Annotated in this window: 25 protein-coding genes and 1 tRNA gene; 14 read left to right on the plus strand and 12 right to left on the minus strand. The window is 47.1% G+C overall.

What is annotated here, in order from left to right; translation table 11 throughout:
* Positions 1 to 235 precede the first annotated feature (235 nt).
* Complete coding sequence (locus LSG37_RS05480; protein ID WP_233078924.1) at positions 236 to 1,111, minus strand: hypothetical protein; 876 nt, start codon at positions 1,109 to 1,111, stop codon at positions 236 to 238.
* 58 nt (positions 1,112 to 1,169) lie between these two features.
* Entirely contained in the window at positions 1,170 to 2,051 is an 882-nt protein-coding gene (locus LSG37_RS05485) for a LytR/AlgR family response regulator transcription factor (protein WP_233078925.1), read from the minus strand.
* A gap of 123 nt (positions 2,052 to 2,174) precedes the next feature.
* Between LSG37_RS05485 and LSG37_RS05490 the strand changes: the two genes are divergently transcribed.
* The 5 genes from LSG37_RS05490 (at position 2,175) to LSG37_RS05510 (ending at position 6,089) form a co-directional block, all read left to right on the plus strand.
* Positions 2,175 to 3,398, plus strand: a complete 1,224-nt coding sequence (locus LSG37_RS05490; RefSeq protein ID WP_233078926.1) for an acyltransferase family protein — start codon at positions 2,175 to 2,177, stop codon at positions 3,396 to 3,398.
* Between the two features lie 234 nt (positions 3,399 to 3,632).
* A complete protein-coding gene (locus LSG37_RS05495; protein ID WP_233078927.1) occupies positions 3,633 to 4,556 on the plus strand; it encodes a glucosamine kinase nucleotide-binding domain-containing protein in 924 nt (307 codons plus the stop codon).
* A complete protein-coding gene (locus LSG37_RS05500) occupies positions 4,556 to 5,233 on the plus strand; it encodes an isoaspartyl peptidase/L-asparaginase family protein (protein WP_233078928.1) in 678 nt (225 codons plus the stop codon). The genes LSG37_RS05495 and LSG37_RS05500 overlap by 1 nt, the downstream gene beginning before the upstream one ends.
* Positions 5,230 to 5,625, plus strand: a complete 396-nt coding sequence (locus tag LSG37_RS05505; RefSeq protein ID WP_233078998.1) for an AidA/PixA family protein — start codon at positions 5,230 to 5,232, stop codon at positions 5,623 to 5,625. Before LSG37_RS05500 ends, LSG37_RS05505 begins: the two co-directional genes overlap by 4 nt.
* Positions 5,626 to 5,846: 221 nt before the next feature.
* Positions 5,847 to 6,089, plus strand: coding sequence for a helix-turn-helix domain-containing protein (locus LSG37_RS05510; protein WP_233078929.1), 243 nt, complete (start codon positions 5,847 to 5,849; stop codon positions 6,087 to 6,089).
* A gap of 15 nt (positions 6,090 to 6,104) precedes the next feature.
* Here the strand turns inward: LSG37_RS05510 and LSG37_RS05515 are convergent, their stop codons facing one another.
* The 5 genes from LSG37_RS05515 to rhtA form a co-directional block, all read right to left on the minus strand.
* Complete coding sequence (locus tag LSG37_RS05515) at positions 6,105 to 6,509, minus strand: hypothetical protein (RefSeq protein WP_233078930.1); 405 nt, start codon at positions 6,507 to 6,509, stop codon at positions 6,105 to 6,107.
* Positions 6,506 to 8,164: a S41 family peptidase gene (locus LSG37_RS05520; RefSeq protein ID WP_233078931.1), complete on the minus strand. Its 1,659-nt coding sequence runs from the start codon at positions 8,162 to 8,164 to the stop codon at positions 6,506 to 6,508. The genes LSG37_RS05515 and LSG37_RS05520 overlap by 4 nt, the downstream gene beginning before the upstream one ends.
* A gap of 192 nt (positions 8,165 to 8,356) precedes the next feature.
* Complete coding sequence (locus tag LSG37_RS05525) at positions 8,357 to 9,187, minus strand: PH domain-containing protein (protein ID WP_233078932.1); 831 nt, start codon at positions 9,185 to 9,187, stop codon at positions 8,357 to 8,359.
* A 166-nt stretch (positions 9,188 to 9,353) separates the two neighbouring features.
* Entirely contained in the window at positions 9,354 to 10,229 is an 876-nt protein-coding gene (locus tag LSG37_RS05530) for a hypothetical protein (protein WP_233078933.1), read from the minus strand.
* 66 nt (positions 10,230 to 10,295) lie between these two features.
* Positions 10,296 to 11,177 (minus strand): threonine/homoserine exporter RhtA, encoded by an 882-nt coding sequence (gene rhtA, locus LSG37_RS05535; protein ID WP_233078934.1) that lies wholly within the window; start codon positions 11,175 to 11,177, stop codon positions 10,296 to 10,298.
* A gap of 156 nt (positions 11,178 to 11,333) precedes the next feature.
* Here rhtA and LSG37_RS05540 point away from each other — a divergent pair, with 156 nt between their 5' ends.
* The 6 genes from LSG37_RS05540 (at position 11,334) to LSG37_RS05565 (ending at position 19,527) form a co-directional block, all read left to right on the plus strand.
* Positions 11,334 to 12,335, plus strand: a complete 1,002-nt coding sequence (locus LSG37_RS05540; RefSeq protein ID WP_233078935.1) for a M20/M25/M40 family metallo-hydrolase — start codon at positions 11,334 to 11,336, stop codon at positions 12,333 to 12,335.
* 85 nt (positions 12,336 to 12,420) lie between these two features.
* On the plus strand, positions 12,421 to 13,653 hold the full coding sequence (gene sbcD / locus LSG37_RS05545) for an exonuclease subunit SbcD (RefSeq protein WP_233078936.1): 1,233 nt from the start codon (positions 12,421 to 12,423) through the stop codon (positions 13,651 to 13,653).
* The gene (sbcC, locus tag LSG37_RS05550) at positions 13,650 to 17,009 is read left to right on the plus strand and encodes an exonuclease subunit SbcC (protein ID WP_233078937.1); all 3,360 of its coding nucleotides are present in this window, start codon (positions 13,650 to 13,652) and stop codon (positions 17,007 to 17,009) included. The genes sbcD and sbcC overlap by 4 nt, the downstream gene beginning before the upstream one ends.
* A 118-nt stretch (positions 17,010 to 17,127) precedes the next feature.
* Positions 17,128 to 17,820: a tetratricopeptide repeat protein gene (locus LSG37_RS05555; protein WP_233078938.1), complete on the plus strand. Its 693-nt coding sequence runs from the start codon at positions 17,128 to 17,130 to the stop codon at positions 17,818 to 17,820.
* Positions 17,821 to 17,875: 55 nt separating this feature from the next.
* Positions 17,876 to 18,931, plus strand: a complete 1,056-nt coding sequence (locus LSG37_RS05560) for a sensor histidine kinase (RefSeq protein ID WP_233078939.1) — start codon at positions 17,876 to 17,878, stop codon at positions 18,929 to 18,931.
* Complete coding sequence (locus tag LSG37_RS05565) at positions 18,931 to 19,527, plus strand: response regulator transcription factor (RefSeq protein ID WP_233078940.1); 597 nt, start codon at positions 18,931 to 18,933, stop codon at positions 19,525 to 19,527. Before LSG37_RS05560 ends, LSG37_RS05565 begins: the two co-directional genes overlap by 1 nt.
* 76 nt (positions 19,528 to 19,603) lie before the next feature.
* On the opposite strand, the gene LSG37_RS05570 is transcribed toward LSG37_RS05565, so the two are convergent.
* Positions 19,604 to 20,374, minus strand: coding sequence for a DUF481 domain-containing protein (locus LSG37_RS05570; RefSeq protein WP_233078941.1), 771 nt, complete (start codon positions 20,372 to 20,374; stop codon positions 19,604 to 19,606).
* Between the two features lie 3 nt (positions 20,375 to 20,377).
* Entirely contained in the window at positions 20,378 to 21,196 is an 819-nt protein-coding gene (locus LSG37_RS05575) for a mechanosensitive ion channel family protein (protein WP_233078942.1), read from the minus strand.
* Positions 21,197 to 21,363: 167 nt separating this feature from the next.
* Here LSG37_RS05575 and LSG37_RS05580 point away from each other — a divergent pair.
* The 3 genes from LSG37_RS05580 (at position 21,364) to LSG37_RS05590 (ending at position 23,623) form a co-directional block, all read left to right on the plus strand.
* A tRNA-His gene (locus LSG37_RS05580) sits at positions 21,364 to 21,439 on the plus strand.
* Positions 21,440 to 21,675: 236 nt separating this feature from the next.
* Complete coding sequence (locus LSG37_RS05585; RefSeq protein ID WP_233078943.1) at positions 21,676 to 22,215, plus strand: DUF1285 domain-containing protein; 540 nt, start codon at positions 21,676 to 21,678, stop codon at positions 22,213 to 22,215.
* Positions 22,216 to 22,342: 127 nt separating this feature from the next.
* Positions 22,343 to 23,623, plus strand: a complete 1,281-nt coding sequence (locus tag LSG37_RS05590) for a metal-dependent hydrolase family protein (RefSeq protein WP_233078944.1) — start codon at positions 22,343 to 22,345, stop codon at positions 23,621 to 23,623.
* Between the two features lie 47 nt (positions 23,624 to 23,670).
* Here the strand turns inward: LSG37_RS05590 and LSG37_RS05595 are convergent, their stop codons facing one another.
* The 3 genes from LSG37_RS05595 to LSG37_RS05605 are packed head-to-tail and all read right to left on the minus strand — an operon-like array spanning position 23,671 to position 25,389.
* Complete coding sequence (locus LSG37_RS05595; RefSeq protein ID WP_233078945.1) at positions 23,671 to 24,129, minus strand: DUF2489 domain-containing protein; 459 nt, start codon at positions 24,127 to 24,129, stop codon at positions 23,671 to 23,673.
* A 10-nt stretch (positions 24,130 to 24,139) separates the two neighbouring features.
* Positions 24,140 to 24,688 (minus strand): Der GTPase-activating protein YihI, encoded by a 549-nt coding sequence (gene yihI / locus LSG37_RS05600; RefSeq protein WP_233078946.1) that lies wholly within the window; start codon positions 24,686 to 24,688, stop codon positions 24,140 to 24,142.
* Positions 24,689 to 24,741: 53 nt separating this feature from the next.
* The gene (locus LSG37_RS05605) at positions 24,742 to 25,389 is read right to left on the minus strand and encodes a class I SAM-dependent methyltransferase (RefSeq protein WP_233078947.1); all 648 of its coding nucleotides are present in this window, start codon (positions 25,387 to 25,389) and stop codon (positions 24,742 to 24,744) included.
* Positions 25,390 to 25,893: the final 504 nt, after the last annotated feature.

Consider the following 25,893-nt stretch of genomic DNA (forward strand, 5'->3'; position numbering starts at 1 on the left):
TACTGGCAGGGTGAAGAACCCATTGAGCGATCAGTTTGACTGTGAGTTCAGAATGGAGTTTGTAACATAGAACAGTGCTGATGATGCACGGTAGGCAAGGCAGCCAGACTGCGATGATGAAACCTATAGTTATAGATATTTATCTGTTTTACCTACAACCGACAGTCTTTGTAAGCAGCCTGATCCCTGTATTGATCGGACAGACCAGACGAATGTCCGGCCTGTCCGTATGAAATTACTGCACTTTGTAGCTGTGCAGCTGATCTTTGGCAAAATAATGCACCCCAAATAACAAGCCGCCGGAATGGGCATCTTCTGTGGGTTTACCTGAGCAGCGCAAAATCACGTGGTCTGCTTTTTCTTCCACCAGATCTTCGTTTGGGAACACCATAAAGTCTGGTGAAACTAAACCCGCCATTTTGCTGCCTACTATGTAATAACTGCCAAAGTTGACCTTTTTGCCGCTGGACTCCAGTTGTCCTGCTTTATCCCGCTCAATTAATCCAAGCAAAATTTGCGCACCTGCTGTCAGTTCAGCTTTGAATTTTTCAAGCTCAGCCTGGGATGGTTTTTTAATATCCTTTACCGGGATTTTGGTTGGTAAATGGTATAAATAACGACCTGTCCAGCTTGGCTCTTCCAACTGGAATATCAAGGACATACGATACACATCATCTGCCCCTTCCTGGATCACTACATAAGGATAAAGTGATACCGCTTTGCCATTGCTGCTACTTGAACTATTGAACAGAGGCCTGCTTTTGCTAAGGTCTGCAGTGATCTGATAGGGGTCTATGCCAATAAACTCATCTTTGTAATGTGAGGTGGTGGACTGGTTGTAAGCATCCACAGCCAGCTCACCGACAAAAGGAATAGGGTTCAGCATCAGCGCCGCACTTTCTGCCTGGACAAAAATATACTGTGAACCGGCAAAGCTGCTGCCTTCAGACGGAATAGCTTTAGGTAATGCATGCACCACTGTAATTTGACCAACAGGAGTGGCTTTTGCCAGCGACGTGCTGGCCGTTGGACTGCTGCAACCCTGTAGCAACAGAGCACAAGTACCGAGCATCAACACCAGAGTTTTACTTTTTATCTTCAGTGAATTCATAACCTTCCTTAGCTGTTTTGAGAACAACACAATTTGTAGCAAATTTTCAGACTGACGACTACAGCTTGCCCTGAAAACGAGCCCGGAATTCGTCTTTAAAACGCCTGGATAAATTCAGCCGCTCGCCGCTGTTGAGTAAAATTTCACCATCACCGCTGGGCTCGTAACTGATGCTGTTAATGGCATGGTGATTGACAGCAAAACTGCGGTGAATACGGCTGAAACCTTTGTGTTGCAGGGTTTCAACTGTTTTGGCAAGGGTAGCTCGCAGCGGGTAAATCCGCCCTTTGCTGTGTAAATTGACATAGTTACCGGATGACTCCAGCCAGTCGATATCGTCCACTTTCACCAGAAATTCTTTATCCAGTTTACGCACCAGAAAATGTTCGGGTGAGGAGTTGTTGTGGTTGGCTGCTGTGCTGTCTTCGTTTTGCTCAGCACCAATCAGCATAGCGTCACCTTTTAACCGCCGATAGATAAAATCTGCACTATGGAACACCGCAAGCAAAAACAGATAACCCCAAACATCTTTGCGGTATTCATAAAAGAACTCACGGGCTAAAGGCCCAAAATCATAGCCTCTGCCGAGTAGCCCATACACCAGCTTCCGCAGCGCTACCATCAGGCTGACATGGCCAATACAAAACAACAAACTGGCGACAAAATGCTGCAACAATTGCCAGCGCAGCGCACTAAAGCGGGGCGGTACCAGTCTGAAAAACCAGACTAAAACCGGCAGCATGATTAAAGTGCCAATAGCGCTGCTGTATTCCCACAGCAATGGCTCCCACCATTGCAGGGTAGAAAGGGCATCCCTCTGGTGCTCCATCCAGACTGAACTGGCGTTAATACCGTTATTTAATAGCAGGTAAAAGGCAAAGGCCAGATAGCTATACAGCACTTTGTGTTGGTCAAAACGTTCAAACCAGTTTTTAGTCACAGCATTGGTCCCCACAAGCCACCTTTTATCCCTGAAATCCACCACAAACCTATTCAGCGCTGTGCGCTCGCGTTCGCAGCGGACAGAATCAAATACAACACCCTACCAAAGAGGATTATTAGCATGACACGAACTGACACTGGCCGTCGATATGAACTCGATTGGTTACGCACCCTGGCTTTTGCGTTACTGATTTTGTACCACATTGGTATGTATTATGTCGCCGACTGGGGTTGGCACATTAAAAGTGAGCAAACCTTTGAGGGCTTGCAGGAACTGATGATTTTGACCAACCCATGGCGTATGTCCTTGTTATTTTTACTGGCAGGTATGGCGCTGAGTTTAGTTTTGCCGCGTATCAGTCGATTGAAACTATTAGGGCTACGTTCCAAGCGTTTATTGATCCCTTTGCTATTCACCATGTTTGTGGTGGTGGTACCACAAGTCTATTACGAGGCCTTAAGCCAGCAACTGATCCAGCCGGGTTATCTGCAGTTCTGGTGGCAGTATGTCAATCCTGTTACTGACTTATTGCCCGATCATCATAGCCCTATTGGTTTACTCACCTGGAACCATGCCTGGTTTATTCCGTATTTATGGTGTTACAGCCTGCTGGTGTTGTTGTGTTACCCGCTGCTGAATGCAGTATCAGAAGCAGGCTGGTTGCAACAGCTGCAGGGCCGGTATGCTTTGGCACTGGTTTTTGGCTTGATGTTATGGGCCTGGTGGATGTTAAAGGCGGATTTTCCAAGCACTCATGCCTTAGTCGATGATTGGTATAACCATGCTAAATATTTTCTGGTGTTTATTGCGGGTTTTTTATTGGCGCGACAGGATCTGTGGTGGCAACAACTGGTAGCGAACAGAAGGGTATGGTTGGTGATAGCACTGTGCTGTTACTGCCTGATTATTGCTGAACGCAATGATGTGTTTGATTATTACTCAGGCCCGACAAATAGTGAAACGTTGCACAATATGCTGTTTGGTTCTGTACTGGTGATCAATCACTGGGTGTGGTTACTGGCCGTATTGGGTTATGCCGGAGCTTATCTGGCAAAAACAAATAGCCCGTTGTTAAGGTACTGCAACGATGCTGTGTTGCCCTGGTATATTTTGCACCAAACATTAATTATTCTGTTTGCAGCCTGGTTAAAACCTTTGGCTATACCTGCAATTGCAGAGTTTCCATTATTGTTGGCTTTGACTATTGCAGGCTGTTATCTGGGCTATGAACTAATACGCCGTGTTGCATTGTTAGGTTGGTGTTTTGGGTTGGGCAAAGCCCATCAGAGCATTCAGAATTCAAACTCCACTGAGCCATTATCGGTGACAAGGCCTGTAAGTTGAGAAAAAGGCCTAAGCAGCTAGAGTATTTGCAATCGGCCTGTTTTGCCTTTACCACTTATCGAATCAATAACACCAAGTATGAAGGGGATGATACCCTGATGCGGCTTGTTTAGATTGAGCTGACAGGTCGGATAGTTAAGTCTGACAAGACGGCCAGTAAACGACTGGCCATTTTTTATAAAAATAACCTGATTAGGCTGTTTCAGCCCTGAACTCAGAAGGAACACACATAACATGACTGATAGAGTTGCATCCACCGAACAGACAGCAAGCAAGACCTGGTATCTGGGTATAGACGGTGGGGGCAGCCATTGCCGCGTGATGTTACAGGACCATACCGGCCTTTTACTTGGCGAGGGTTTTGGCGGACCGGCTAATCCTGTTTACGGCACAGAACAAGCTATCCAGTCTATTCTCACTGCAACAGACGAAGCTTTGTTACGGGCGGGCTTGACTCCTGCGGATAAAAACCAACTGATAGTTGGAGCTGGCCTGGCTGGTTTACATTTGCCCTTGATGCAACAGGCAATGCAACAGTGGCAACATCCGTTCAAAGCCTTGTACCTGACCACAGATTTGCATGTAGCTGCAACAGGAGCCCATCAGGGGCTGGATGGGGCAGTGATTATTCTGGGGACTGGTTTTAGCTCTTTAGCTGCCCATCAGGGTCAACTCACCCAAATTGGCGGTTATGGTTTTCCTATTAATGCAACTTGCAGCGGTGCATGGTTTGGCCTTGAAGCTGTTAAAGCCGTATTACTTGATGCTGATGGCGTAGGTTTGTCCACCAAGCTAACCTCTATTTTGCTAAAAGATAAAACGGCCACAGCATTAGCAGAGCAGTATATGAATGCTTCTGCCACTGATTATGCCAAGCTGGCACCACTGGTGTTTGAGCTGGCCGATCTGGGAGACAACGTTTGTCTGTCTTTTATTCAGCATGGCGCTGCTTTTATCAATCAGGTGATCCGCAAACTTCTCACCACTCAGGTGTCCAGAGTCTCGATGATAGGGAGCATCTCTGAACGTATTAAGCCCTGGCTGGATCCGCAATTATCTGTATGTATCAATCCTGCATTTTCTTCACCGGAGCAGGGTGCCATTTTATTTGCCAGACAGTCGCATCAGGCGGCTCTGCGTGTTGCTAAGGAAAACTAATGCGCTCAAGACGTGATTTTCTGAAATTATCTGCACTCTTAGGTATCGCAGGCCTGACAAAAACAAAACCAGCTTTTGCGGCAGCTAAAAAACAACCCGAAGCCATAGTGGTTTCTACCTGGGAACATGGTTTGGCAGCGAATGAGGCCGCCTGGCAAGTACTGGCCAAAGGTGGCCGTGCTTTAGATGCGGTGGAAACCGGAGTTCGGGTGCCTGAAGCCGACCCTAAAGTGCGGACTGTAGGTTATGGCGGTTATCCGGATCGGGACGGAATAGTCACACTGGATGCCTGCATTATGGACGAGCATATGAACTGTGGTTCAGTGGCCTTTTTGCAAAATATTAAACACCCGATTTCGGTAGCCCGGCTGGTGATGGAAAAAACACCTCATGTGATGCTGGTCGGCGAAGGCGCAAAACAGTTTGCCTTGCAGCAGGGTTTTAAAGAAGAAAATCTGCTGACCGCTGAATCCGAAGCCGACTGGAAAGCCTGGTTAAAGGATCAAAAAATCCAGCAAATTAATATCGAAAATCACGACACCATCGGCATGCTGGCGATGGACGCTGCCGGCAATTTAAGCGGAGCTTGTACCACTAGTGGTGCTGCTTACAAAATGCATGGCCGGGTTGGAGATTCACCGTTGATTGGGGCGGTTCTGATGTTTTTGTGTCGATGATTACACAAAACAGCTACATCGCTAGCAATCAGGGTGGCTCTGAATTGGATGTCAAAGCGAACTCAGGCGATACAGTACGCTGGACTGCCAGCACTTTTGACGGTGATACAGACTACACAGCCTTTTTATACAGTGGCAGCTTTAATCCTTCTTCTGGTATTACAGCTTTAAGTTATTTTAATATGCACACCAGTGTTTATCTGCCAAGCGGCTCAGATCCGGTGAATGGCACGCCAGCCTTATTCCACAACAACGCCTATGCCACTCAGGGTACTGTGATTGAAGCTGGTCAGAAAATTCAGTACACCTTAAGCTTCAAACTGGTGAACAACAGTACTGGTGCTGTTATTGGTTACTTCAGCTGGGATCCGTTTATCAGCATTGCTAACTAAGATAATTCTCCATCCAAAACAGGCCTGAAATTCAGGCCTGTTTTTTTGGTCTCTATTTAGTGTCAGTTTGGTGTCAGGTTAATCATTTGTAAAATCCACACTGGACTAAAAAGACAGCGGCGTTCATAATTTTGTCTCTTTTTTGAAAACAAAGCCTTTTACAATGTGGTCTGGCTTTGGTTCTGCCATTTCTCTTTTCTGGTCCATGGAGTGAACGCCTTATGCAAGAAGCTCTGGTATTAAAAGTTGAGTTACTTAAATCATTAAGACAACAACGCTTTTTAAGTCAGGAGGATTTGTTTAACGCTTGTCAGCAGCGGTCATTAAGAGTGTCGCTGGCGACAATCAAAAGAGCGGAGACAGGTAAAAAAGTGAGTTATCGTACAGTGAGGGAGTTGTCCGCCTTTTATGCAGTGCCTGCGGCGTCTTTGGTGGTGCCGGAGTCGGTAAACTCCGGTGTATGACGCACTGAGCTGTAACTATTTTTCAGGAAAACGCTGTTTCTCAGCTATGCATTTTGCTTTGGTCAGTACAAAAACCTGATCTGATTTATTGTGTCTCAACTGGCATTGTCCCTGGTCAATTTGCAGCACAAAGAGGTTGGCTAAATCTATATGGCGGCCGTCCAAAGGGCGGCCTTTATCGTCTTTTAGTACAACAGATTCAATCCAGATTTGGCTTTCAAACAAATAAGCATTATCGGCCAGCCGGACTAAAGGCCCACCTATGGCTTTTTGGATCTGTTGTTGTAACTCCAGCTTTACCTCTGGTGATGTCTGTGTCAGCACAGCAGGTTCGGCCACCGCCTGAACCTGCTGACAGGCGCTGATCCCCAGCAACAGACCACTTAACAGGCTGTACTTTAAAAACATCAATTTGGTCACTCTTGTTGATCCTTCACTGGTAAACGAATGCTGTTGGTTAAAGGTTTCTCTGCTGGATTTCTGACCGCTGGGCCAGAACCTGCAGTAGCGTCAGACAACGCTGCGCCTCTAGCAGACAGAGAGCCGACAGCAGTACTGACTCCTGAACCTGTTGAGCTCAGGCAGCTGTCAGTTTCGATGTAATGCAAGGCTGTCTCCAGCATTCCCTCTTCAGGATCTCCAAGCTGTTTGGAAAAGTCGTCCGTTGCCGTACAACCTTTGATATCTGCAGCAAATACAGGCGCAGTGGTTGGTTTAAAACCATCAGCATAGTCACCAAAGCCTTTGGAGTTTATGCCGCTGAACTGGATCGTGAAGTAGGTGGTACCACAGTTATCTGTAGGATAAAAACCATATGGTTTACCACAGGTTTTTCCGCCTATCTGGATCACTTCGACATCTATACCACGCAGACCATTCATAAAAGCTTCGCTGGCAGAGCAGGTGTTTTCTGTCGTTAGAACATAGATACGGCTTAAATTTAAATTAGGCAATACTGCGCTGGTTAAGGTGCCGGATTCATAGTTAATTTCGCGGTTATAAAAAGGCGTTGGGCTTAAACTGTCGCCTGTGACCGGATTGGTATTGGGGTATTTATCGTTGAACTGTAAGCGTTCAAAAAACCTGTTCTGAATAATATCAGGGCCTGTCACCATATAACCCAGCTGACCAGCCAACGCCAACAAGCCTCCACCGTTATAACGTAAATCCACTACCAGTTCAGAGATAGCTGTATCGCGGAATAGTTTCACTGCATCAATCAACTGGCGCTGTGCCGGCACTATATAGCTATTAAACTGAAAATAACCTACAGGACCAGTGCTTGTGTTGATAACCTTGGCATTTTGCACCGGACTTGAGGCGACATCTGCAGAGCGCAGCTGATAGCTGACTTCCGTATTTTCCACAGTGCGGAATCTAAAACTGTGCTGTTCTCCGGTATTGGCAGGGAACAGGCCCGCATTGATAGTGTTGACCCCTGAGCTGCTGCTGTCATTGACAAAATCAACGCCGTTCACTTCCAGCAGGAAGTCGCCCCTTTTCACGCCAGCCAAAGCTGCCGGCGAGTTTGGTTCAGTGTAGGCCACAATAAAAGAGCGGGGAGCCCGGGTAGAAGCTACAGACCATTCTATGCCATAACCTGAACTAACACCGGATTGAGATTGCTGCAGATAATCCGCAGTATTTTGGGTGAAATGGAACTGATCTTTGGCTACGCCTGAATCAGTGACGGCTGTAGTTTTTAATAAATTAAAGTACGCTGAAGTGCTGTAGCTGGTTGGGTCTATATCTGCAACTTCCCGGTACCACAAATAAGTTCTGTTGTTCCAGGAACGTAACCACATTTTCTCGTGCATGGCGGTTCCGGCTTTATCCGGATAAAAGCCGCCATTAAATGGATCGGCTCCTGAACGGGGAGAAACGCAAAAGTTTTTAAATTGAGATTCGTCACGGAACTGGCCTGCAGTCCAGGTCGGAGCTGCTGAGCCGCCACTATTTCCGCCACCACCTGAGCCACCAGTGTCAGAGCCGCCTCCGCCTCCACCTCCGCCGCATGCGGAGAGCAACGTGAGGCTGGCGAATAGTGTGAAGCTTGATTTTAAGTTCAATTGCATCGAGTTTCTCCATTTTACTGCGTTGCCGGTCTTGTCTGACGGGCCAGATAGCTTAAAAATTGGCGGGCAGTGTCCCCGGGTAATTATTGAAGAACTTCATAAAGTTTAGTTTTTGTTAGCCTCTGTGCAACCTTTCGGCGCTGTAGCTATGAACTCAGGTTAGCCCCTAGAGCGCACAGCGAAGGAGCAAACTTAACGCTCAGAGCCAGAGTATTTACGTTTTGCCGCACAAACAAAAGCAAAATTGCCTGGCATCACTAATTCCGGATGTCGGATTTTATTAAACAAGGCCCAGCCGCCTTTGTAACGTCCAGGCTCAATACGATGCATGTACTGGCCACCTTTTTGGCCATCAAGCATCGCAATCACTCTGTTTCCTTCGACTACAAAACCATCACCAAAACTATCGATGAAGTTTCCTTTTGTCAGCAACACTCTGTCATTACACAACTGAGCAGTAAATTGTAGCCTACGCTGAAGGTCTCTGATTTTTAGAGTGTTAATTTCATAGGTATAGTCCCATAGCTCCGGGCTTTGTATCAACTCTCCCCGCTCCACCCGGATCAAGGGCTGGCCTGTGTTATCGGACAAACTAAAAGAAAAACAAAGCCAACCCGATTCCGCATGCAAAGTAAAAAATTCCTGCCCATTGACCCAGATGCAATACTGCTCTTCGCTATCTGCTACAAAGTCAGCATAGACCGTATTCATCCCAACAGAGACTTGTACTCTGCGGTTTGGGTCAAAACTAAAACCTGGTTTATTAATGCGTTGTTGGTTAAAAGGCTGACGGATGCGTTCAAGCAATGTGCTGGGGCTTAGCAAAGTGGTACGCAGTTGTTTGGCATGTAAATGACAGATCAACACAGCGCCAGCGCTATCGGGCTGAAAATAGTAGCGAAACACCGGAGAGCCGCAAAATACGCAGCCATAAAAACAGTGCTGACGCGCGTTTAGCTTTTGCTGTTCGGTCAGATCTGTTGCTAGACTGAAGTCTGGTTTATGTGCCTCAATTGGCTGCATATCGATAAAACCTGCATAAAATGCGTTGTAAATCCGAAGTCTCTAAATTAACTGAGGAGCACAGCTTTTCACAATGGCTGAAAAGCGAAAAAGTGAAGAAAGTCCAACCAGTACGTATTGGTTCTGGTGGTTAGACTACTGCTATTGAAAAAATCTGCCGTCAGAATTAAAACGAAGTACCAAATACCTGATTGTAAAGCCGGGTCAGCTGTTCTTTGTCTGCAGTGTCGACCCAGCCTAAATGGGCATCCAGATAGCGCCTTTGTTGGCTGATATGCTGCAGGCGTTGTTCAAAAAATTTAGTGAGTTGTTGCCCTTCCGCTGTTTTACTACAGAGGATGTAGCCCAGCATGTAAGGTTCAGCTTCTTCAATGCTAAAACTGGTTAACTCTGTGGTAGCACTGTATTGCGCCAGATAATGTTGCATGACATTAGGGTATTCAATCAGCAGATCGACCCGGTCTTGCACCAGCATATCAATCAGACCTGCGGACATATCCAGAGAGCGGCGTTGCCATAATTTATGCTGCCACTCTGGCCGTTGCAGCAGCGTATCCAGTTGCACACCATAAGAACGACCTCCCCCTACCGCAAAATGCAATTTGTTGTCGCCTTGAAGCAATTGCATTAGGCTAATTTGCTGCTGGCTGTTCAGTTGTTGTTTGAGCCATGCTGTGGTTTGGGAGTTGGTTTTACTGTAAAGCCTTAATCCCGGGAATACGGTGTGGGGAATGGCTGTGGCATAGCTAAAGGTTAAACGTTCAGTATTTTTTAGTCTGTTGCCTGCACAAGCTGAGGGTTTGGCCTTCAGCATCGCCATAGCGCGTTCTGTGGTCGTTTGTATGGGTTCAGCCCGGAAGTCTGTGACATCCTGCATCAATAACTTTAAGGTTAAACCATTGACATCCAGTGCCTGACGGTACTGCTGTGGTTTTGTCTGGCTGCTGTTATCTGTCAGCCAGACAAAGGTTTGCACTGCAGCGCAAGGCAAAGCCAGTAGTGCACCAACCAATGTAACCATCAAGGATTTAAGCATGCGCATCGGGGTCCTGCTGCGTATCTTCAGGATCTCAGCATAGAGCAGTCGTATCCGGAATCAAAAGCTATTTTATGAAACCATCTCAGGTGCCGGTGTTTTTCGGGCTGTCAGGCTGCTCCCCAAAGAGGCTGCGATCACCGAAAAAATAGCCAGCCATTGCAACAAACTCAATTGTTCGGTCAGAATAATTAAACCTGCCAAAGCCGCTATAGCAGGTTCCAGGCTCATCAGAATACTGAAGCTCTGCGCGGGTAAACGTTTTAACGCGACCATCTCAAGGCTATAAGGAATGGCGCTGGATAACAGGGCCACCGCAAAAGCAAAAGGAATTACAGCCCAACTGAATAAAGTGCTTCCTGCTGAGGCTAAACCTATAGGAAATAAAAATAAAGCGGCCACAGCCATACCTAAGGCCACGGCTGTACCACCATGCACAGCACTGCCAGTTTTTTGGCCAAAGATAATGTAACCAGCCCAGCAGGCTCCGGCACCAAGAGCCAAAGCTACGCCTGCCGGGTCTAAAGCCGTTGCTTCGGTTTGCCATGGTAATAATAATGCGATGCCAGCCATCGCCAAAGCGACCCAAAGTAAATCCAGCTTACGTTTAGACGATAACAAAGCGACGGCTAAGGGACCTGTGAATTCTAATGCGACAGCTATACCCAGAGGAATACGCTCAATCGCCAGATAAAACATCAGGTTCATACCGCCTAAGCTGATACCGTAAAACCACAAGGCTTTTTGATCCTGTTTGGCTGGCCATTTTTTCCAGGGTTGAAACACTAAAGATAAAATCAAAGCTGCAAAACCAACCCGCAATGCTGTAGTGCCTTCAGGACCAATGATGGGGAATAGAGTTTTAGCTAACGACGCACCCGACTGGATCACCACCATAGCAACCAACACAGAGGCAATGGCCCACCAAAACGTGGCGTTACGGCTTTGTGGCATAAGATTCTCACAACAGGACTAAATAAAACGCATTTTACCACTCAAGTTCAGTGCCGGGCGACAGGAAATATCAGATCTTTCGTGGTCTTTATCTGGTGAGCTTATGCAGTTTGCGATAGTCTGCTGCATTACCTCAAACCGCTTGTCAGGATTTTTATGAAGTTATTCCGTATTCCACTTTGGCTTTGGTTGGTCTTGATTGTTGCAGGCCTTGGTTACGCTTTTCATCCTCATTTGCTGGAAAAGCTGAATCAACTGGAACAAAAACGCTTGCTGTCTCAGCCCTTGCCTACGGTCAGTGCGATGCCACAGCGGCTGGATTTTCAGCAGCAAATGGCTGATTTAACTTACCTGGCCTCTGATGAGCTGGCGGGTCGTGGAACAGGTCAACCAGGCGGCTTAAAAGCCCAGCAATGGCTAGTGACTCAGTTCACCGCTATTGGGGTGGTCGCAGCGGGTACAGAAGGTTATTTACAGCCTTATCAGCCGAGATCTGGCAAAGCCCAGTTGATGAAAGGGTCTGCTAATGTGTTGGGCCGGATTGAAGGCTCGGATCCCACCTTACCTTTGCTGGTGCTGACAGCTCATTATGATCATTTAGGTTTGCATCAAGGTAAGATTTATTATGGAGCTGACGATAATGCGTCCGGTGTGGCAGCTTTGCTGGCCATAGCGCGTTATTTTAAACAGCATCCACCTCGTCACCCTATGCTGTTTGCTGCGTTGGATAACGAAGAAAGTGGTATGTGGGGCGCTCGTATGCTATTTGAGCAAGAGCTGCTGAATCCTGAAAAAATACGGCTGAATATTAATATGGATATGCTTAGTCACGACACCAATAAGCAACTCATAGCGGTCGGCTCTTATCATTATCCGCAGTTGGAACAACCTCTGCTGCAACTGCAGCAACAAAGTTCAGTACGCTTGTTACTTGGGTATGACAGACCAGCATGGCGGGTAGGCACTCATCAGGACTGGACCTTAAGTTCAGACCATAGAGAATTCCACAAACGACAAGTACCTTTTGTGTATTTTGGTGTGCCGGATCATGCGCATTATCACCAGCCAACAGATACCATAGACAATGTTGATCAGGAGTTTTATCGGGAAGTCAGTGAAACAGTGCTGGATGCAGTGCTGTTATTTGATGCCAGTTGATACCAGCTTCTGAGCAACTTATGAAAGTGATAGCCCTGTGCTATGCTGGCCTTATTCCGGCATAGCGCAGCGTATCCAAGTTTTTATGCGTATTCTTCATAGCTCCGACTGGCATTTAGGCCAGCATTTTATTGGCAAAAGCAGAGCCGACGAGCACAAGGCTTTGTTTGGCTGGCTAAAGCAACAAATTGAATTGCATCAGGTCGATGCCTTAATAGTGGCTGGAGATATTTTTGATACCACTACTCCTGCCAGTTATGCCCGCGAGTTGTATCATCAACTGATTGTTGACTTACAACCCACTGGCTGCCAGTTGGTGATGCTGGGTGGCAATCACGATTCAGTCGCTGTATTGCAGGAAAGCAAAGAGTTACTGGCTTGTTTGCACACCCAAGTGGTACCAGGTTGGCTGGGCGCTGCAGAATCTCATCTTCTGGTACTGAATAACAAAGCGGGCGAACCAGGCGCTATTCTGGCGGCTTTGCCTTTTTTGCGTTCCCGCGATTTACTGCAAAGCCAAAGTGGTCAGCAGGCCAGTGATAAACAGCAGCAATTGCAGCAAGCCATAGCCGACTGTTATCAGCAGTGTTTCAGTCAGGCTCTAGCACTGCGCTCTGAACTGGCTTTGGAATTGCCTTTGCTCGCGACAGGGCATCTGACTACAGTAGGCGCCAGCAGCAGCGAGTCGGTACGGGAAATTTATATAGGCTCTTTGGAGGCCTTTCCGGCCAGCGCTTTTCCGGATTTTGACTACATAGCTTTGGGCCATATTCATCAGCCTCAGTTGGTTGCAGGCAAAGAGCATATCCGTTATAGCGGCTCACCTATTCCTTTGAGTTTTGATGAAGCAAAACAGCAAAAATCCATGGTCTTGCTGGATTTCAGCAGCGCTGAAGCCAGGATTGAGCTGCTGCCCATTCCTTGTTTTCAGCCACTGTTAAGCCTGAAATGCAGCTTAACTGAACTCCATACTTTATTGCAGCAGCCACTGGCAAGGCTACAACCCGGACAAAAACTCTGGCTGGAGCTGGTGTTGACGGGCAGCGACGGTTATCTGAGTGATTTGCAAAGCCAGGTGCAACAGCATCTCGAGACTTTACCGGTAGAATTGTTAAAACTACGTCGGGCACGCCAGGCCGCTGTTGGTGTTTTGCAGGTTGATCAGCAAGAGTCTTTGCATGAAATGACACCGGATCTGGTATTGCAGCGACGGCTTGCCGCTGAAGAGTTAACCGACAGCGAACAAGCAGAATTTCAGCAGATGTTGCAGCAAGTGCTGACACAGCTGCAGCAACCAGAACCGCAGGTGTTGCCATGAAAATTCTATCGGTGCGGCTGCAAAATTTAAATTCACTAAAAGGCGAGTGGAAAATTGATTTTACTCAGCCGCCTTTTGATCAAAGTAACCTTTTTGCTATTACAGGCCCGACTGGCGCGGGTAAAAGCACCATTTTGGATGCCATTTGTTTAGCTTTGTATCACCAGACGCCGCGCTTAAAACTCTTGTCGCAAAGCAGCAACGAGCTGATGACCCGCCATACCAGCGAGTGTCTGGCTGAGGTAGAGTTTCAGGTGCGCGACCAGCGGTATCGTGCCTTTTGGAGTCAACGTCGTTCCCGTGGTGCAGTGGATGGCAATTTACAGGCCGCCAAAGTAGAACTGGCCAAAGCAGATGGCGAAATACTGACAGATAAAAGCAATGAAAAGCTAAAGCTGACGGAGCAGATCACAGGTTTAGATTTTGGTCGCTTTACCAAATCGATGCTGTTGGCTCAGGGTGGTTTTGCTGCCTTTTTAAATGCGCCTGCTAACGAGCGTGCTGAACTGCTGGAAGAGCTGACGGGCACTGAAATTTATGGCCAGATTTCGATGCAGGTGTATGAGCAAAACCGCCAGCACAAAACGGCGTTGGAGTTATTACAGGCCAAAGCCTCAGGTGTAGTCTTGCTGGATTTAGAGCAACGCCAGCTGTTACAGCAGCAGTTAGCTGATTTGGAACAGCAACAGCAGCAACTGAAAACGAAACAGCAGCAACAAGCGCCGTTATTAGCCTGGCGTCAGCAGCAACAGCAGACAGCGGTGCAGCTGCAACACGCAGAGCTGAAGCAGCAACAATTTGAGCAAGAGCAGGCCATGCAACAAAGTGCATTGGTCAAATTGCAAAGTTATCAAAAAGCCGCAGTGTTGTTGCCATTGTACAAAGAGCTGCAGCAGCAACGTTCGGCTGTGACTGAAAAACAAGAACAGCAGCAACTTCAGTGCCGTCAGTTGCATGATTTAAACTATCAGCAACAGCTGCAGTTACAGCAAGGTCAAAGCTTAGCCCTGCAAATACAACAGCAGGTGGAGCAACAGGTTCAGCAACTGCAGCAACAGGGTCAGACTTTAACAGCGCAACTGGCACAGCAACCTCGGGGTGCAGATCTGGCTGCAGCAGTCGCAGGCTGGAAACCTTTATTGCAGCAACGTCAGCAGGGGTTAGATCAACAAAAAGCTCTGCGAAACCAGCTTGCTCAGGCTGACACTCAGCAAATAGAGCAGCAGTTGCAGCAGGTAAGCGTCGAATTACAGCAACTGGATCTTCAATTGCAACAGAGCACTCCGGCTTTCGCCATTGAACTGCCACAATTGCAACAGCAAGTACAAGATTGCAAAAATCAGCTGCACACTTACCCGTTATTGCTGAGGGTTGCCGCCGGGTTACAACAAAAACAGCAACAACAGCAAAAAGAACAGCAGGAACTGCAACAAAAACAAAGCGACAGCCAGCAGTTGCAGCAACAAGTCTCGGCTCTACGTGAGCAGTTCAGGTTGTATAGCGACAGAGTAGCTGATAAACAAAAACTGGTGCAGCAAGAGCGGCTGATTGCACAACTCAGCAGTCACAGAGCCAAGCTGCAACCAGGCGACGAATGCCCGCTTTGTGGCAGCACCACACATCCTGCTATCACTAGTTATCAGGCACTGGATTTAAGCCAGACCGAAACAGAATTGGCGGCTTTAACGGCTGAACTGAAGCATGTTGAAGAGCAGGGCAAAGCCTTACGTGAGAAGCAGCTACAACTGGAAGAGCAACAAAAAGCCCGGCACTATCAGTTGGAACAACTTGCCGCAGATATTAAGCAGCAAAGTGAACAATGGACTGAATTATTGCACAACCTGCCAGAGACAGAGCAGCAGCAATTGCAGCAGGCCAGCTTAAAAAAAGCCTTACTGCAGCAGTTCCAGCAGCAGGCTCAGCAGGGACTGGAGCAACAGCTGCAGACAGAGCAACAGCTGCTGCAACGTCAACTCTGGCAACAGCAGCAGCATGAACTGGCACATCAGCAGCAACTGCTGCAACAACAACTGACGCAGCAACAACAACAACAGCAGCAGTTCACTGCAGCGCTGCGGCAAAACCAGTTGCAGTTACAGCAACTGGAACAGCAGTGGCAGCAAGAGTTGCTACCTTTTGGTTTTGCTCTGCCAGCCGCAGAGCAACAACAGCAGATCTGGCAGCAGTGGGCAGAGCAAGCGAAGCAATGGCAGCAGTGGCAACAAGAGTTGCAACGACAGAGTCAGCAACTGGATAAAGCGCTGATGCAGCAGCAACAGGCTGAGCAGCAGTACCAAAGCTGGTTAGATAAATTGCAACAAGCGGATTTAGCGCACCTATCGGCCAGTCAGAGTGCAACACCACAGCAAGAACTTGAAGTTGTGTTGCAACGGCTCAGTGTATTAAGCAATGAACTGCAGCAAAAAACCGGGCAGCAGCAACAAAGTGAAACTCAGCTACAGCAACTGCAATTGAAGTTAACGGCATTGCAGCAAGAATGGCAAAAACAACTGGAACAACAGCAGTTTGGCAGCGAAACCAGCTTCTTAGCCATGTTACTGACAGAGCAACAAGTGCAGCAACTGACAGAACTGAAAGAAAAGCTGGCAGCAGAACGCATTCGTTGTCAAAGCCAGTTAGAGCAAGTGCAGCAGCACATCGAGGCCTTGGCAAAGCAGCAACTGACAGAACAAAGTCTGGAACAATTACAGCAGCAAAGCACAGAGCTGGAACAGCAGTTATTTGCTGTACTGGAACAGGCAGGTCAATGCCGACAACAGCTGCACAGCGATCAGCAACATCAGCAGCAGCAGCAAGAGCTGTACAACCAGATTGAACAACAGCAACAACTGGTGCAGCAATGGCATAAATTTAACAGCTTAATAGGCTCAGCCGATGGTGCTAAATTCCGTCGTTTTGCGCAGGGTTTAACTTTACTGCAACTGGTGGGGCTGGCCAATCAGCAACTGGATAAACTGCACAGCCGTTATCAACTCGCTCGTAAAGCCGATGCTGAACTGGAGCTGCAAGTGCTGGATAGCTGGCAGGCTGATACTGCCAGAGATACTAAAACCTTATCTGGTGGCGAAAGCTTTTTGGTCAGTCTGGCATTGGCCTTAGCACTGTCGGATTTAGTCAGCCACAAAACCCGCATCGAATCCTTATTTTTGGATGAAGGTTTTGGCACTTTGGATCCAGACACGCTGGAAACCGCGTTAGCCGCTTTGGATCAACTCAATGCCAGTGGCAAGATGATCGGTATTATTAGCCATGTTGAAGCCTTAAAAGAGCGTATTCCGGTGCAAATTAAGCTGGAAAAACAGCAGGGTCTGGGGTACAGCAGTTTAAGTTACTGAGGTTGGATTGATGACAAAAGTCATGCTCAAGTCATGACTTTTGTGCCTGATGTTTTTCTATGGATTTTCCGATACTGGCTTCACACCAATAAGGTGAAACAGCAAAAGGACTATCAAGATGAAAACTTTACTCATTGCTTTAAGCACTTTAACTTTTACCCTGGCTCAGGCCGCTACTATTGAACAAATTGATGCTGCGTCTAACATCATGGACGTAAAACAACTGGCTGCTTACGCTGCTGAAAATCCGGCAGATTACAACAAAGCTTATGCCAGCTACCGTTTGTCTATTGTAGCGGGCTTAACAGGTCAAAAAGATCAGGCAGAACAAGCCTTAGACTCAGCTCAGTCTGTGTTGGAGCAGTTAACAACAGCGCAACCACAGGCCGATAGTCTGGCTTTGTTATCCAGCGTTTATGGTATGCAGATTGGCAATAACCCGGTAAAAGGCGCGTTGTACGGCCCCAAAGCTGGTAAAGCTATCGAGAAAGCGACAGAGCTGGAACCTTCGAATCCACGCGTGTCTTTGATTAAGGCTATCACCGCCTACAATACGCCAGCGGTCTTTGGTGGCAGTAAACAAAGTGCGGTTGACCTGAGCAGCAAAGCCATTGAACTTTATGCTCAGCCTTGTCAGCAGATTTGCTGGGGTCATGCAGAAGCGTACACCTGGCGAGGTTTAGCCAAGCAGGAACTGGGTGATAAAGCTGGTGCTATTGCCGACTGGACTAAAGCTATGGAAGTGGATCCTTCCTACGGCTGGGCTAAGTTCTTGCTGGATCAGCAACAAAGTTACAGTCAGAATCGTTAATAATTTTATGGCCAGGGGCTCTTTTGAGCCCCTGTTGCTGCTGAGGGAGTAGGTGATGTTAGAGCTGGAAAAACGTCTGTCCTGGGTTTACCTGGTCAATTTGGTGTTCTACATAGCCCCATTTTTTTATATCAATTACAACCTGATCCAGTATTTCTGGATGACACTGGCTTTAGCGGCTTTTATTGGCTGTTACTACTGGATTGGCCGCAGCCATACCACAGAGATGTTGTTACCTATAGTGCTGATGGCTTTGATTGCGAGCGCCATTACTCCGCTGAATTATGGCTCCATTTCGATGTTTGCTTATGTCAGCTTCTTTATCGGTTTTGCTTATAACTTCCGCCAGTTTTTAGCTGGTGTTGTTGTATTGGTCGCAGTGCTGGCGCTGCTGGACCATTTCTTTATCAAAGGTGCGCCTTATTTCTTGTTGTATGGTTCAGCTCTGGTATGTGCTATCGGAGTGCTCGGAGTGCTCGACCGGATCCGGCGCTTAACTATGCTGAAAGAGCAGCGTAGTGCCGAAGAAATTAAACAGCTGGCCACTATGGTAGAACGGGAGCGTATAGCGCGGGACTTACACGATATTATGGGACACAGTTTATCTGGCATAGTGCTTAAAGCAGATTTAGCCGATAAGTTGGTGCAACAGCAGCAATATCAGGCGGCCAGTCAGCAATTGCAGGAGCTGGCGTTTATTGCCCGTGAAAGTTTAAGTCAGGTGCGCCAGACAGTCTCAGGCTATAAGCATAAAGGGTTAACAGGTGAAGTGCAGTCATTAAGTAGCAAACTGCGTGAAGCGGGTTTTGCTGTGGAGGTTCAGGGGGAAGTTCCTGTTCTTTCTGCCCGGGAGGAAACAGCAGTAGTGCTGATCCTGACGGAATTGGTGACCAATGTGTTAAAACATAGCAATGGGGATGAAGTGCAGATCCGTTTTAGCGAAACTGAGCAGGGAAATCAGCTGATGGTGTCGGATAATGGCAAGGTCAGTGAATTGGCTCAGGGTAATGGTTTAACAGGTATACAAGAGCGTTTAGCTGCGCTGAACAGCACTCTGGAATGGCAACTGTCGCCCAGTAGTTTTAGTTTTACTTTGCCAAAGGAGTCCTGATGCGTATTTTACTGGCAGAAGATCAGGCCATGGTCAGAGGGGCTTTGGCTGCCTTATTGGGGTTAAACAAAGACTTTCATATTACTCAGGCTGCAGACGGCGATCAGGCACTGCAGCTGTTAAAGCAGCAGAGCTTTGATGTGCTATTGACCGATATTGAGATGCCAGGCCGCAGTGGACTGGAATTAGCGCTTTCTCTGCAACAGCAGCAAAGCAAAATCAAAGTGATAGTGATCACTACTTTTGGTCGGGCTGGTTATATTCAACGCGCTATCGCCGCTGGGGTGCAGGGCTTTTTACTCAAAGACGCACCTTCTGAACAACTGGTACAGGCTATTTATCAGGTGATGGCCGGTAAAAGAGTGATAGATGCTGAACTGGCATTATCAGCTTTGGGAGAGCACGACCCTTTAAGTGATAAGGAGCGCAGGGCTTTACGATTAGCGTCCGAAGGAAAAAGCACGGCCGAAATTGCTGCTGCACTTTATATAGCGGAGGGCACAGCCCGGAATTATTTGTCGGAAGCTATTAGCAAGTTAAACGCAGCCAATAGAGTGGATGCTGCGCGCATAGCCCGACAAAAAGGCTGGTTGTAATAGTCGTACTTGAAGCTGTAGCTTTGTTGCTGGCGGCGCGGTTAAACCGCGCCCCGCAGTATTAAAAACAGGCTGATTAAAACGAATACACAAAAGTTAAAGAGGTTTGGGTATCGGTTTTCTTCTTACCTACTGGTACTTTGGAGTCGTTTTGTACTAAAAAAGCGGCTTTCATTTGCATCCGGCCGTTAATTTTTGCGGTCAGCGAAGACTCAGCAATAGAACGCCTGTTGTCTTCACCGTACTCCAGACTGACGGTTTGTTTAAAGCGGGCAGACTCACTGATTTGCCAGCGATAGGTGGCAGCACCACGCACTATCATGCCATTTTCAGTTGCTTCCAGATCGGTTTTGCCTCTGTAATAACCAGGACCTACTTCACCTTCCAGCGACATAGTCTCGGTTTTAAATAGTTCATCGCCATAACCTATAGCCACTGTAGTGTATTCGGTGTAAGCACCAAAACGGTCGCTCACATGTGAGCCATAGACGAATAATCGGGCAGACTCTTTATCCAGCTTATAACCGCCTTTGGCTGAAGCCGCGTATTTTTCAGCTGAGGTTTCCACCAGTGTCTGACCGTCGTCTGCTGTAGTTTCGTCACGCTTAAAAAAGGCGCTGAAAGTGTAGTCGTTCGACCACTGTTCCAATTCTTGTTTGGCATCTACTTTCCCTGTGATAGAAGTACCTTTGGTGTTACCAGAGGTCGTAATAGCACCGAGTTCCGCAGAGGTACTCCAGCCCAACTTTGCCGTATTGGACGAGCTTTCGTCGGCCTGTACTGTCAAAAGGCCACTCAAAACCAACAGACTGCCCAGAGCTGACAGGGAGCAGAGAGTTTTTTTCATACCTTACTTTTCCTTTTTGAGGTGCAGGTCCATTTGTGGAAAGGGGATCACAATCTGATGTTCATCAAAGGTCAGCTTGATTTTTTCCAGAGTGCCCCAGTACACAGGCCAATAATCGGCTGCATTTACCCATGGACGTACTAAAATATTGACTGAACTGTCGGCTAAAGCACCAACAGCAATGACTGGGGCTGGCTCAGCGAGAATACGACTGTCTGATTTCAGGATTTGTTCCAGCAGTTCTTTGGCCTTTTTCAAATCTGAGTCGTAACTGATGCCGACAGTTAAATCCACTCTGCGGGTTGTTTCGGCAGAGTAGTTGATAATGGCTGAGCCGGTAATTTGAGAGTTGGGCACAATAATGCGTTTGTTGTCTGCACTTTTTAGTACAGTCTGGAAAATCTCAATTTTTTCTACCACGCCAGAAACCCCGGCGGCATCGACAAAATCTCCAGCACGGAAAGGCCGGAATAAAATGATCAGTACACCAGATGCAAAGTTAGATAAAGAACCTTGCAAGGCCAAAGCTATAGCTAAACCTGCAGCACCCAAAATGGCGATAAAAGAGGCGGTTTGAATGCCCACTTGTGACAGGGCAATCAGAACAGTGGCGACCATAATGGCGGCCTGAATAATGCCACTTAAAAAAGACACGACAGCTCGGTCTACTTTTTTGTGCAGTAAGGCTTTTTCCAGCATGCGGGTCAGGCTTTTAGCCAGCCAGCGACCCAGATATAAAATGACTAAAGCAACCAGTACTTTGACGCTGTAACTTAAAATCAATTGCTGATTTTTTTCCAAAAAATCCAGAAATTGTTGCATATCCTTCTCCATTTTCGAGCCACTGCTTAGATAACTGTCAGCTGGTCTGACGGCCATACCCTAGCACAGCCAGTGCTCCGACCCAAGCCAAACAAGGCTTAGGGCTTTGTTTTGTAAAAATAGCTTTGCTTCAATCAGGAATTTCGCTAGAATTCGCGCCGCTTGTGGTGACTGTAGCTCAGTTGGTAGAGTCCCGGATTGTGATTCCGGTTGTCGTGGGTTCGAGCCCCATCAGTCACCCCAATTTCTAAATCTCAATTTCCCACTTTCCTCCGGAACCTCGGGTTCGAGCTTCATCGTTAGTCACCCCAATTTCCTACTTTCCTCCGGAACCTCGGGTTCGAGCCCCATCAGTCACCCCACTTTTCCAATTTCCTCTGGAAGCTTGGGTTCGAGCTTCATCAGCAGTCACTCCAATTTCCTCTGTCGCCATTCTGTTGTTATGCTTTGTTTGTCTTTCCCTTGTTAGTTGCAACATTATGGATTTGAAACAACTGCAGTTGTCTTTACAACAGCCTCATTTAGCCCCTGTTGAACTTTGGGATCCAGCTTTTTGCGGTGATATCCCTATTCGTATCGATCGACACGGTTTTTGGTTCTATCTGGATTCTAAAATCCTGCGGCCAGAACTTATTCAACTTTTTGCTTCTGTGCTCACCCGACAACAACAAGAGTATTTCCTGCTGACTCCTGTTGAAAAAGTCCGTATTCAGGTGGAGGATGCTGCCTTTGTCATAGTGGCTATAGAGCCGCAAACCGATGATACACCTGTGCTTATTGCGACCACTAATTTAGGCGAACAAGTATTAATTACCGCTGAATATCCGTTGTTTTTGCAGGCTCAGCCTGATGGTCAGTGTTTGCCTTATGTGCAGTTGTGGCGAGGTTTAACGGCGAAATTCAGCAGAGCGGCTTATTATCAGTTGGTTGATTTGGCTTTGCCTGTCCAGGTAGAAGGAAAAACTACACTGCAGATCGATTCCGCTGGTATGAGTTTTGTGCTCGGAACTCTGGATTAGCCGTTAATCTCGGATCTAAGGCTCTGTATCGCATTCATTTTTTCTGCTCTTGCTGCTTTAGCATTCCTGTTTCATAGTCGTTGCACAAGCAGCTGGAAAAAGCTGTGTTTATCCAACAGGAGAGCGAATGAAATTCCAATTGACCCTCGTTGCCAGCGCGTTACTGATCGCTGGAACAGCCCAGAGTGCCACCCTGATCCACGCCGGCAAACTGATCACAGCAGACACTGATAAAGTATTGACACAACAGACAGTCATCATTGAAAACGACAAAATTATCGCCGTGGAGTCAGGTTATAAAACCCCGGCAGCCGATGATCAGGTCATAGATTTGAAAAGTCATACGCTGATGCCTGGCTTAATGGATATGCATACTCATTTTTCCACTCAGATGAACCCCGGTACTTATACTGAAGCTTTTTTGTTGAATGAAGCTGATGTTGCCTTACGTGGTGCTACTTATGCCGAAAAGACTTTATTGTCAGGCTTTACTACAGTGAGAGAGCTGGGGACCAGTCATCACACCAGCACAGCTCTGCGTAAAGCTATCACAGCGGGCTATGTCATAGGCCCTCGTATTTATACCGCGGGTAAATCTATTGCCACTACAGGGGGGCATGCAGATCCAAGCAACGGCATAGCTTATGAGCTGATGGGCGATCCAGGTCCAAAAGACGGCGTGGTGAATGGCCCGGATGAAGCACGTAAAGCGGTGCGTCAGCGCTACAAAGAAGGTGCAGATCTGATCAAAATCACTGCTACAGGTGGCGTACTGAGTGTGGCAAAAAGTGGCTCGAATCCACAGTTTAACAGAGAAGAGCTGAAAGCTATTGTCGAGACAGCCAAAGATTATGGCATGACAGTGGCAGTGCATGCGCATGGTAAAGAAGGCATGGACAGAGCCATCGAAGCCGGTGTGGACTCGATAGAACACGGTACTTTAATGGATAAAGCCACCATGAAACTGATGAAAAAACATGGCACTTATTATGTGCCAACCATCAGTGCAGGTAAGTGGGCCGCAGAAAAGGCTGCGATTCCGGGCTTTTTCCCAGAGCTGGTTCGGCCAAAAGCTGCAGCTATAGGTCCAAAAATCCAGCAAACCTTTGCTACAGCTTACAAAGAAGGGGTTAAAATTGCCTTTGGTACTGATGCCGGAGTGGGAGCTCATGGTGATAATTGGCGTGAATTTGTCTTTATGACAGAGGCTGGTATGCCTGCTTTGGAAGCTATTCAGTCGGCTACTATTACAGCGGCTCGTCTGTTAAAGGTGGACCAGGAGCTGGGTTCTGTCACTGTAGGTAAAATTGCTGATTTAGTGGCTGTACCAGGTGACCCGCTGCAGGATATTCAACTGATGGGGAAAGTCAGTTTTGTGATGAAAGCAGGTGTGGTCTACAAGCAATAGCCATTGATTTAAAACAGTAAGGCAGCCAGGGGCTGCCTTTTCTCGTTTTATTTTTGGTTCTGGAAAAACGCCAGTAGTTTATGCACGTCAGCCAGTATATCGGCTTTTAAGTCAATTTCAGCCTGTTCACGAATATGATCCAGATGCCGGATTTCTTTTTTATCACGCTCTTTGCGAGCCTGATGGGTCGGCATGTCTTTGACTACATCATACATTTTAAACAAACCAGGGTAGGTTTGAACCGCGTCAGGCTTTTCAGGCAGTTGCAGATGGTCCAACAACACCCAAAGGCGCAACGCACCTTCGGACAGCTCGCACTGTTCTTCCCGCATGGCTTTGGCGATTAACACTATACTTTCAGTGAGGTTGGCATTTTTTGCCTCAACCACTTGTTGCTGTTTCAACTGTTGTTGTTTGATCAACCACAACAAGCGGCCAAGATAAAAACTAAGACCACCAAGAATCAAAACAGCCGCTAAAGTGGCCAGTATCCAGCTTAAGGTCAAACCATATCCCCTATTCGCCTAAAAACTCTTTACGCCAGTCAGTACGTTCTAACTTGGCTAATGGATCCAAATCTTCCTCGTCATCCTGATCAAGGCCTAACAGAGCAACCAGCTCTGCATGACGTGCCGTTTTGGCATTAAAGTACTTAGCGTCTTTACCTGTCAGTATTTCGCCTTTATCCACTTGATCCAGCAATTCCAGCAGCTTCTCATCATTCTCGAGCAATGCTAATTCCTGCTCTGGAGGCATTTCCGGCTCTTTGGCTTTGCTCAGCTGAACCACAGGCTTGAACTGCTTCGGCTGAGCCATCAGCTTTTGTTCTGCTTCTGTTACTACTAAAGCAATAGGCTTTTTGCTGCCGTGGCGTGGATCTTTAGAGCTTTTGCCTGATTGTTTTTGCTTGTCTTCTGCTGAAGGAGAATGGCGACTACCGGATTTTAAGCCTGCACCTTTCTTTTTGGTTTCAGGCGCGCGTGTGCGATCCTGACGGGCTTCTTCAGCCGGTCTGTGCCTGGTACCAAGTGGGCCTGAGGTGCGTGTTTTTTTAATCCGGGTCATATTTGTTACCTACAAAAAAGGGCGCGTATTTTAACCAGTTTATCTTAGAAAACCTAGGTATTTCGTTTTTTAAATATCACCACATCATCGGCCGGAAAATGTAGTGCAAAATTATCCCGGTTCGCCAAAAACTCAAAAGTACGCTGGTGGAAAAAACTGATATGGGTTGGATCGTTTTTATAATGCCAGTTGTTAAAGCTGCTCTGCTCTGTATAGCGTTTGGTCATCAAAGCCAGCACACCTTCGGGCAAGAGTAAATCCAGCCATAAGGACCATTCTTTCGCTGGGTTGATAAAATGTTCTATGGCTTCAGTACAACTGACAAAATGGTATTTTTGCTGCAGAGCATGAGGCTCCGGCGCATAAAATGGATCCCAAACCTGCATTTGTTTACCCGCTTCGCTGAGCATTTGTGCCAATAAGGGCCCAGGGCCACAGCCAAAATCCAATCCGGTATGTTGCTCAGGTTTAAGACTATTGATCAGAGGCAAAGATAAACGGGATAAAAACTGACGGTAGCCTGGATCATCCAATTGGTTTTGGTGTAAATCGTATTGGGCTTTTTCCTGTTCGGCAGTCAGCAAGGTGGAACGGTCAGCAAATACCAGAAAACACTGCTGACATTGAAAGTAAGCACGTCTTTTATCGCTGCAAAAAGGCTGTATTTCTGATGCTGAACAAAGTGGGCACGCTGAATTCATGGTAAGGATAAATAAAAAGGGCGGTGTAAGATGTTACCGCCCTCTATATAAGGTGTCTAGCGCGACACATAATCTGCTTGAAGTCGTCCTGACGGGAGTTCAACACCCTGTCTGCACAAATTCCCTATATTTTTACGCAAATTCCCTATGAGAATAATTATTCGCGATCATCCTGATACTTAGTGGTCCGTCCTTGCGCTGTGTAAAATACACACTGTCATCATGGTGATGCTGTAAAAAACGTACTGATGCACTGCTGCTTTCCGTGCCTGCTTTCCGTGTTTTTAATCGTTACTAAATGTAACGGACTTCAATCTACTCCAATTTTTCAGAATGGCAATACAGCCGTATAAAAAAACTACAAAAAAAATGAACTTTTTTGTAATGTACATATTAATCAATAAGTTAAGCGCTGCTTTATGCTGTTGCAGCACTTTGTAAGCGATGTCTTACAGCGATGTGAGATATATCTCACAAAAAATTTGATGACTTCAATTTTTAACA

This window comes from Rheinheimera soli (assembly GCF_021290985.1).
GTDB classification, from domain to species: Bacteria; Pseudomonadota; Gammaproteobacteria; order Enterobacterales; family Alteromonadaceae; genus Pararheinheimera; species Pararheinheimera soli.

Bases quoted from the DNA above. Each gene is read 5' to 3' on its own strand.
- LSG37_RS05480 (WP_233078924.1), bottom strand. From the start codon at position 1,111: ATGAATTCACTGAAGATAAAAAGTAAAACTCTGGTGTTGATGCTCGGT.
- LSG37_RS05490 (WP_233078926.1), top strand. From the start codon at position 2,175: ATGACACGAACTGACACTGGCCGTCGATATGAACTCGATTGGTTACGC.
- LSG37_RS05495 (WP_233078927.1), top strand. From the start codon at position 3,633: ATGACTGATAGAGTTGCATCCACCGAACAGACAGCAAGCAAGACCTGG.
- LSG37_RS05500 (WP_233078928.1), top strand. From the start codon at position 4,556: ATGCGCTCAAGACGTGATTTTCTGAAATTATCTGCACTCTTAGGTATC.
- LSG37_RS05505 (WP_233078998.1), top strand. From the start codon at position 5,230: ATGATTACACAAAACAGCTACATCGCTAGCAATCAGGGTGGCTCTGAA.
- LSG37_RS05510 (WP_233078929.1), top strand. From the start codon at position 5,847: ATGCAAGAAGCTCTGGTATTAAAAGTTGAGTTACTTAAATCATTAAGA.
- LSG37_RS05520 (WP_233078931.1), bottom strand. From the start codon at position 8,164: ATGCAATTGAACTTAAAATCAAGCTTCACACTATTCGCCAGCCTCACG.
- LSG37_RS05525 (WP_233078932.1), bottom strand. From the start codon at position 9,187: ATGCAGCCAATTGAGGCACATAAACCAGACTTCAGTCTAGCAACAGAT.
- LSG37_RS05530 (WP_233078933.1), bottom strand. From the start codon at position 10,229: ATGCGCATGCTTAAATCCTTGATGGTTACATTGGTTGGTGCACTACTG.
- rhtA (WP_233078934.1), bottom strand. From the start codon at position 11,177: ATGCCACAAAGCCGTAACGCCACGTTTTGGTGGGCCATTGCCTCTGTG.
- LSG37_RS05540 (WP_233078935.1), top strand. From the start codon at position 11,334: ATGAAGTTATTCCGTATTCCACTTTGGCTTTGGTTGGTCTTGATTGTT.
- sbcD (WP_233078936.1), top strand. From the start codon at position 12,421: ATGCGTATTCTTCATAGCTCCGACTGGCATTTAGGCCAGCATTTTATT.
- sbcC (WP_233078937.1), top strand. From the start codon at position 13,650: ATGAAAATTCTATCGGTGCGGCTGCAAAATTTAAATTCACTAAAAGGC.
- LSG37_RS05555 (WP_233078938.1), top strand. From the start codon at position 17,128: ATGAAAACTTTACTCATTGCTTTAAGCACTTTAACTTTTACCCTGGCT.
- LSG37_RS05560 (WP_233078939.1), top strand. From the start codon at position 17,876: ATGTTAGAGCTGGAAAAACGTCTGTCCTGGGTTTACCTGGTCAATTTG.
- LSG37_RS05565 (WP_233078940.1), top strand. From the start codon at position 18,931: ATGCGTATTTTACTGGCAGAAGATCAGGCCATGGTCAGAGGGGCTTTG.
- LSG37_RS05570 (WP_233078941.1), bottom strand. From the start codon at position 20,374: ATGAAAAAAACTCTCTGCTCCCTGTCAGCTCTGGGCAGTCTGTTGGTT.
- LSG37_RS05575 (WP_233078942.1), bottom strand. From the start codon at position 21,196: ATGCAACAATTTCTGGATTTTTTGGAAAAAAATCAGCAATTGATTTTA.
- LSG37_RS05585 (WP_233078943.1), top strand. From the start codon at position 21,676: ATGGATTTGAAACAACTGCAGTTGTCTTTACAACAGCCTCATTTAGCC.
- LSG37_RS05590 (WP_233078944.1), top strand. From the start codon at position 22,343: ATGAAATTCCAATTGACCCTCGTTGCCAGCGCGTTACTGATCGCTGGA.
- yihI (WP_233078946.1), bottom strand. From the start codon at position 24,688: ATGACCCGGATTAAAAAAACACGCACCTCAGGCCCACTTGGTACCAGG.
- LSG37_RS05605 (WP_233078947.1), bottom strand. From the start codon at position 25,389: ATGAATTCAGCGTGCCCACTTTGTTCAGCATCAGAAATACAGCCTTTT.